Origin of the sequence: Acinetobacter sp. R933-2, assembly GCF_030325485.1 — a bacterium.
Taxonomy (GTDB): Bacteria; Pseudomonadota; Gammaproteobacteria; order Pseudomonadales; family Moraxellaceae; genus Acinetobacter; species Acinetobacter sichuanensis.
The window spans coordinates 90,788-97,712 of sequence record NZ_JACAIJ010000014.1 but is presented as its reverse complement, the minus strand read 5'-3'; the positions used below and the strand labels follow the sequence as shown (position 1 = coordinate 97,712).

At 32.8% G+C, this 6,925-nt stretch carries 6 protein-coding genes and 1 pseudogene; 2 read left to right on the top strand and 5 right to left on the bottom strand.

The window, feature by feature from the left end:
- The 5 genes and pseudogenes from HX005_RS15660 to HX005_RS15640 all read right to left on the bottom strand — a co-directional run.
- A pseudogene (locus tag HX005_RS15660) lies at positions 1-881 on the bottom strand (hypothetical protein); the annotation flags it as partial.
- Between the two features lie 958 nt (positions 882-1,839).
- On the bottom strand, positions 1,840-2,367 hold the full coding sequence (locus HX005_RS15655) for a penta-EF hand family protein (protein ID WP_286378069.1): 528 nt from the start codon (positions 2,365-2,367) through the stop codon (positions 1,840-1,842).
- A gap of 102 nt (positions 2,368-2,469) precedes the next feature.
- Positions 2,470-2,646 (bottom strand): hypothetical protein, encoded by a 177-nt coding sequence (locus HX005_RS15650; RefSeq protein WP_286378068.1) that lies wholly within the window; start codon positions 2,644-2,646, stop codon positions 2,470-2,472.
- Positions 2,647-3,163: 517 nt separating this feature from the next.
- Complete coding sequence (locus HX005_RS15645; RefSeq protein ID WP_107009340.1) at positions 3,164-3,607, bottom strand: MarR family winged helix-turn-helix transcriptional regulator; 444 nt, start codon at positions 3,605-3,607, stop codon at positions 3,164-3,166.
- Between the two features lie 99 nt (positions 3,608-3,706).
- Positions 3,707-4,744 (bottom strand): 2,5-dihydroxypyridine 5,6-dioxygenase, encoded by a 1,038-nt coding sequence (locus HX005_RS15640; RefSeq protein WP_286378067.1) that lies wholly within the window; start codon positions 4,742-4,744, stop codon positions 3,707-3,709.
- A 231-nt stretch (positions 4,745-4,975) separates the two neighbouring features.
- Here HX005_RS15640 and HX005_RS15635 point away from each other — a divergent pair, with 231 nt between their 5' ends.
- Positions 4,976-6,118: an FAD-dependent oxidoreductase gene (locus tag HX005_RS15635; protein WP_286378066.1), complete on the top strand. Its 1,143-nt coding sequence runs from the start codon at positions 4,976-4,978 to the stop codon at positions 6,116-6,118.
- A complete protein-coding gene (locus HX005_RS15630; protein WP_286378065.1) occupies positions 6,115-6,921 on the top strand; it encodes an alpha/beta fold hydrolase in 807 nt (268 codons plus the stop codon). The genes HX005_RS15635 and HX005_RS15630 overlap by 4 nt, the downstream gene beginning before the upstream one ends.
- Positions 6,922-6,925: the final 4 nt, after the last annotated feature.

Genomic DNA, 6,925 nt, shown 5'->3' with positions numbered 1-6,925 from the left:
ACAAGATCAAGAGACAACAAGCCGCCAAGTAAACCATCAACTAAGTTGGTTACAAGGTCAAGTGATAATAAACCACCAGCAATACTGCTAATTAGATTTGAAACCAAAGTAAGTGATAGCAAACCACTCGTTAAGCCACCTACCAAATTCGTCACAAGGTCAAGAGGTAGTAAACCTTTGGTGATACTTCCGATTAAATTTGAAATAAGGTCTGGTGATAATAAACCACTTGTTAAACCTTTTAATAAGTTTGTTACAAGATCAAGTGATAATAAACCACTTGTTAAGCCCTCTAATAGAGAAATAATAATATTATTGCCTAATAAATTGTAAGATAGTGAATTTAATCCACCAGTTACACCATCTACAATATTATCAACAGTATTTGTGATACCACCAACAAGATCATCCACACCTTTAAGTGATATTTGTAGACCTAAGCCCTTTAATATATTTTCTAGTAAATTTGTTGTTGTGCCAACTAGATTGTCTACAGTATCTGTTAGACCATCTACAGTGCTGTTTAGATTGTTTAATAAGTTAGAAACCAATTCAAGTGGTAAATCTTTTGAAATTACGCTATCAATAATTTTTGTTGTTAATTCTACATTTAAAGTATTATTTATTGTGTTATTTAAAAGACTACCTGCAAGGGCACCAGAGATTTTTCCACTTGATAGATTATTAGTTAAATTTTCAACTAATTTAGGATCTATCAATCCCTTTTTTAAAGCATTTAATGTGCTTTTTGCAACACTATCTTGAACACCATATTTTGATAGTTGGTTTGTGAGCTTAGTAAATTTAATACTATCACTCAAAGAATAGCTTGAAACGCCGTTAGGACTGTTTGAAGAAATACCTAATATACCTAATATCATGATTATTCTATACTTAATAAAGAAATTGAAAAATTAGTATAATTAAAAAGAGGAATAGAACCATTGCATTTTATAGCTAATTTATAAAAGAACTTAAATACAAAAAAGCATAAAATTTATATAAATTAAATAAGTCAAGGTGGCATATTGGTTTTTATGTATGTTTTATTGTTTTTTAATGTAACTTATTGGCTTGATTTAAATTAACCGATTTTTTATATTTTCTTAAATAAGTAGGGGTTAATTTACTTGATTAATATATTTTTATTTTAATTATTTAAATTAAAATTTTATTTAATTTTTTTTTATATTTATTTTATTGAAATAATTTGTAATATTTATTTTTTTATTTTGATTTTATTAATTTAAATTTTTATTTGTTTTAAACAGGTGTTTAAATTTATTTAAAAAATGATTTAAATTATCAAATTTTATTTAGCTTAAAATAATATAGTTTTACTATCGAAATAGTTGTCTTAATTTGTACAATATGTGATTTTGTTAAAACAATTAGTATTAATTGTTCTATTTATTGCTGTTAATTAATTTTTTATTTTTAGGATATTTTTTGGTTTAATTTAGATACAAAAGGTATATTTAACTTATATGTATAAGTTGGATTTTATTAAATAGTTAATTTTAATTAAATTATCCTAATTGTAAAATTAAATCAGTTTGACACATAGCAAAATATAAAAAGTTAAAGAGTATATTAAAGAGGATTTTTTAATTAGCTTAGGTAACTTTCTTTAAGCAATGGCAGCATGAGCTTCATGAACTAAATAATTCGTTGGTGCTACAAAAAGAGTGTGCAAAACTCTCTGCTTGAGAGTATCGTAAGGATGCTTGTTAAGCAGGATTTTTTATTTTAGAGTCTGATTTTTGTGCAAAAATACATGAAATATTGCCTCAAATATCACATTATATTTAAGACAATATTTATGCGTTCATATCATGATTATTGAGTGATTTCTTGATTTAATTTTTGTGCAAAATTTTGTATGTCATTGGCTTTTATTGTTTTTTTACCTTGAGCAATTAAGTCAAACTGTGCGATAGACAATGCTTTCATTTTCTCTTTGCCTGATGCTGAATTTTGATCAAAACGTTGTGTAAATTCATTCACATATTCTTGTTCTGTGACAACACGATCAGCATTTGTATCTGTAGAAAAATATTGTTTGTCACGCGCACTAAAGTAGTCACCTAATGTAACATAGTCTTTTCCTTGACCATATTGTTGAATAAATTCAGTGACATTGCTTGGCATTGGCATAGAAATCGGAAGTTTAATGCGGAAACCATCATGAGTTCCTGATGAATTTCCTGCTAATTGAATATCTTGCTGATCAAGAATTCCATCTTTATTTTTGTCAAAGCTTTCAAAAGTTTTAATACCACTTTCTTGAAATTCACTCAAAGTCATTTTTTGATCTTTATTGTTATCTAAAATATTAAAACGAACATGTGCTTGTTTTAGAGACATTTCTCGACGTTGTTTGAGTAATGTGACTAGGCGATCTTGTTCATATTGGACAAATTGCTCGACATCAACTTTTTTATTTTTGTTAAATAAGTCATGATAATCTTACGTATATTCTGAGATATTGAAGTGACTATTTTTAGCTTCTTTTTGTGGATGATTTAGTAAATATAGTGCATATGCCTGCTGATAAGCCTGATTTTGCTCTAATTTTTCGGAAGCATATACGCTTCCAGTCGCCATAATTACCAAACTTGCCGCAAACTGTACGAATAATCGCATCATTATTTCCTTACATCCAAAATTGATTAAATTTAAAATATGCTTTGCATGCATATATAAAATATTAATAATCAATCATTTAAAAACTAAAAATCCTGTATAGATTGATCTAGGATTTTTGTACTATTTTGTTTAAACCATATACGTCGTTAGCCTTATTGCATAAATTTTCTTGTTTAGAAAAAATGTATGTTTCGGTTGTATAAGGTTTGTAAATGATAATAATAATCACTTGTAATTTTATTTACAAATATTTTCTGGAAATAATTCATTAATTGCTTGAGATAAAGTATTTAAACTTGATCAATAAGATGTATTTCATACAGTTGGGGGCAAAGACTATAATTATTGATTCAGATATTGGGTTAAGTGAGCAGTAACAAGAACATACTGTTTTTTAAATAAAGTACTGAGTCATGTCAAAGTGTTTAACTTAGCTTTTTTATATTAATCATGATTTTATGTAGTGGGTGGTGTTAAAATCATTGGCATACATTTTGAAACACCACCAATATTTTTACTTAGCTTTTTGTTCAATAATTTTTTGTAATAAATATTTTAATGCGATTCGCTCTGCTGGATTCAGTGATTCTAAGGTTAAATCCGTAATGGTTTCAGCAATAGGAATTGCTTGCTTTAGCTCTTCTTTGCCTTGTTGGGTAATATGAATTAATACTTTGCGTTTATCCAGATGATCAGGGTCCTGTGAAATTAGTCCTTTATCTTTTAAGCGTTGAATAATTCCACGAATTGTGGCTTGGTCAATACCTGTGTCTGTAACAAGTTCTTTTTGTGAGCATTCTTTTAATTTATTAATTGAATAGAGTGTTGCAAATTGAACAGAAGTTAGTTGAGTTTCATCTAAACTTTGCTGGAAAATAGATAAATGGTGGTAATAAACACGGCGTAGTAAATATCCTACTTGATCTTCAATGATATATTCATTGTTTAACTCAGGCATTGTCTAATGATCCTAAAGTAGAGAAACTAAAAATTAAATTCAGTATAAATGTTGCGGTGATAAATAACGACTCCAAAGTGTAGAAGTCGTTATAAAAAATTAAGTTAAATCAACAGGTATCCCATTGTCTACGACAGTGAGTGAGTCTAATTTAATTGTACAATTTCTGAGTGGGATATCCATGTGACATGGTGTTTTTCGGCTACCTCCAACTTCTGTGTTTGGTCCAGTAGAAAATAGGAAGTTGCCATTAAATGCTCTGGCATCCATACACATTCCATCATTTTTATCATGTAAGCCCATCGCAGTCCATTGTGCTCTAGGTTGTAGCCCCCAACCGATATGAGAGATACCATAAACTTCAGGATCATTAAAGTATTTCATATATTCGCGTAAATATTCTGCATCAAAACCACCATGGATTTTCGTAATAAAGCCTTTCTCAATCTCTAATGTAATTTTTTCTCTTGTATAAGTCTTAAAAGGCAACAAAATATCACCCACATCCAAAACCAAAGTTCCTTCTGCAGTATTTTCATTTGGCCATGTAAATAAAAAACCACTTGGCCAATGATCCCAGCGTCCAGGTTCATCTGCAAAACCATATTCAGTTACAGCAGGATATTGACCGAGTGGAGCATAAAAATCAGTTCCAGCATTTGATGTTACATGCATAGATTGAGCTTTTTTTAAATATTTTTCAGCAGTTTGTACTCGTACCTTATCTTCAAGGGTCGGTAAAATTCGTGCGAGAACTTCAGGTGGTTCAACCGCTAATAAAATACGTGTACCTGTTTTTAAAATTTGTTCTTGCTCAGGCGAGTGAAGCAACATCATCGTATCAATGACTAAATCGACAGATTCTAAAGCACGTTGAGCCGCTAAATTCCCAGTCAATGCAGTATCACCACAATATGCCGTCATATCATTGCCCATTGCTTTGGGGTGATTGAAAGACGGTAATTCCAAAATAAAGACTTTTGCTTTTAAACGACAAGCAGCATCCATTGCTGCTTGAACCGTTTGTGGATGTGAATAATGGCTTTTTAAAATAGCAATTGTTTGTGTTTCATCTACTTTGGAGAGCTGTAAAACGTGTTCAAACATTTGGGTGAGTTCTGATGAATTTACCGGCATGGTTAGAGTTCCTTTTCTAATCAAATATGAATTTATATAGAGTATACACTTAATTATTAAATATCAATTAATTTAAATTAATGTATTTAAATTTAATTAAAAATATTAAAAACAAATATTTATATTATTTTTATAAAATTTCTTAAAGTTTTTATTTTAAAGTGTGTAGACTTTAAATTTTCCTTGATGTATATCTAAATAGTCGGAAATATTTGTTTAACGGAGTAAGCAATGAGTCATTCTAAAAAGATCGCAGTGATTGGTGCAGGTTTAGGTGGGGCAGCCATGGGGATCCTACTGCAAAAAGCAGGTTTCGATGTGGAGGTCTATGAGCAGGCACCAGCATTTTCTCGTTTAGGTGCAGGAATTCACATCGGTCCAAATATCATGAAAATTTTTCGTGAAATGGGTTTAGAGCATGATTTAGAAGAAATGGGTTGTCATTCAGAGGAATGGATTAGCCGCAACGGTAATACGGGCGAAGTACAAGCTCAAGCAAAATTAACAGGATATGGAGCAGCTTATTTAACAATTCATCGTGGTGATATGCATGCACGACAAATTGAAGCATTACAACAAGATAAATTACATTTTGATAAGCGTCTAAGTCAGGTTGAGCAAGATGAGCATGGTGTTACTTTAACTTTTGCTGATGGTACTGTCACACAAGCCGATATCGTAATTGGTGCAGATGGCATTAACTCTAAAATTCGCGAGACAATTTTAGGTGTTGAAGCCCCTTTATATAGTGGCTGGGTTGCACATAGAGCGATTATTTCGGGTGAGAAATTAAAGCAACTCAAAGCACAATTTAATTTAGATGATTGTGTGAAATGGTGGTATGAAGACCGTCATATTATGGCATATAGCACCACCAAGGAACGTGATGAATACTACTTTGTCACTGGTGTGCCACATCCAGCTTGGGATTTCCAAGGGAAAAGTTTTGTGCCATGCGATAAGGCTGAATTATTTGAAACCTTTAAGGACTTTCATCCATCTATCCTTGCCATGATTGAAGCGAGTGATGATGTTACCAAGTGGCCTCTAAATAATCGTAATCCTTTACCAGTATGGAGTAATGGACGTTTAGTTCTACTTGGTGATGCTTGTCATCCTATGAAACCACATATGGCTCAGGGTGCTGGTATGGCAATTGAAGATGCAGCCATGCTGACGCGTTGCTTGTTGGAAGAAGGCTTAGAAAATTATGAGCAAGCATTTAACCTGTATGAGCAAAATCGTAAAGCGCGTGCAAGCCAAGTACAAAAAGTTTCAAATGCAAACACTTTCTTGAAAGAACAAGAAGATCCGTCGTGGGTATATGGGTTTGATGTATATGCACAGCCTTTACATGCGGAGGAGACAGCATGAGTCGACTTCTGTATGGAGCTCATGTAGCGGCAAATGCTGTCCGTTTACATTATCTTCGCTATGGCGGACAGGGGCATCCATTGGTTTTGATTCCAGGGATAACCAGTCCAGCAATCACGTGGGGATTTGTAGCTGAAAAATTGGCTCAATATTTTGATGTCTATGTTTTAGATGTACGAGGGCGCGGTCTATCTTCATCTGGCGACCATCTGCAATACGACACTGAAACTTGCGTACAAGATATTTTAGATTTTATCGAACAGCTTGGTCTACAAGAGTATTATCTTGTTGGTCATTCGATGGGTGCTCGTTTTGCAATACGTTGTGCATCAAAACAAGCAAAGGGTTTGAAGAAAATCGTGCTGATTGATCCACCTGTTTCAGGTCCTCAACGTCGAGCTTATCCGAGTCAGCTTCCGTGGTATGTCGATTCTATTGAGCAGTCGATTCAAGGTATGGATGCAGAAGCGATGAAGAAATTCTGCCCAACATGGACGCTTGAACAACGCCAATTACGTGCTGAATGGCTACACACCTGCTATTTGCCTGCAATTGTTAAAGCATTTAATGATTTTCATGAGGTTGATATTCACCAATATATTCCTGATATTGCAGTGCCAACTTTGTTAATGGTTGCTGGGAAAGGTGGGGTGATTCAGGCTGAAGATATTCAAGAAATTCAGGCACTCAATACCAATATCAGCATCAGTCATGTGGAAAATGCTGGACATATGATTCCTTGGGATGATGAACAAGGTTTTTATCAAGCATTTGAAGATTTTTTAGGACGCCACATCGTTTAGGGAA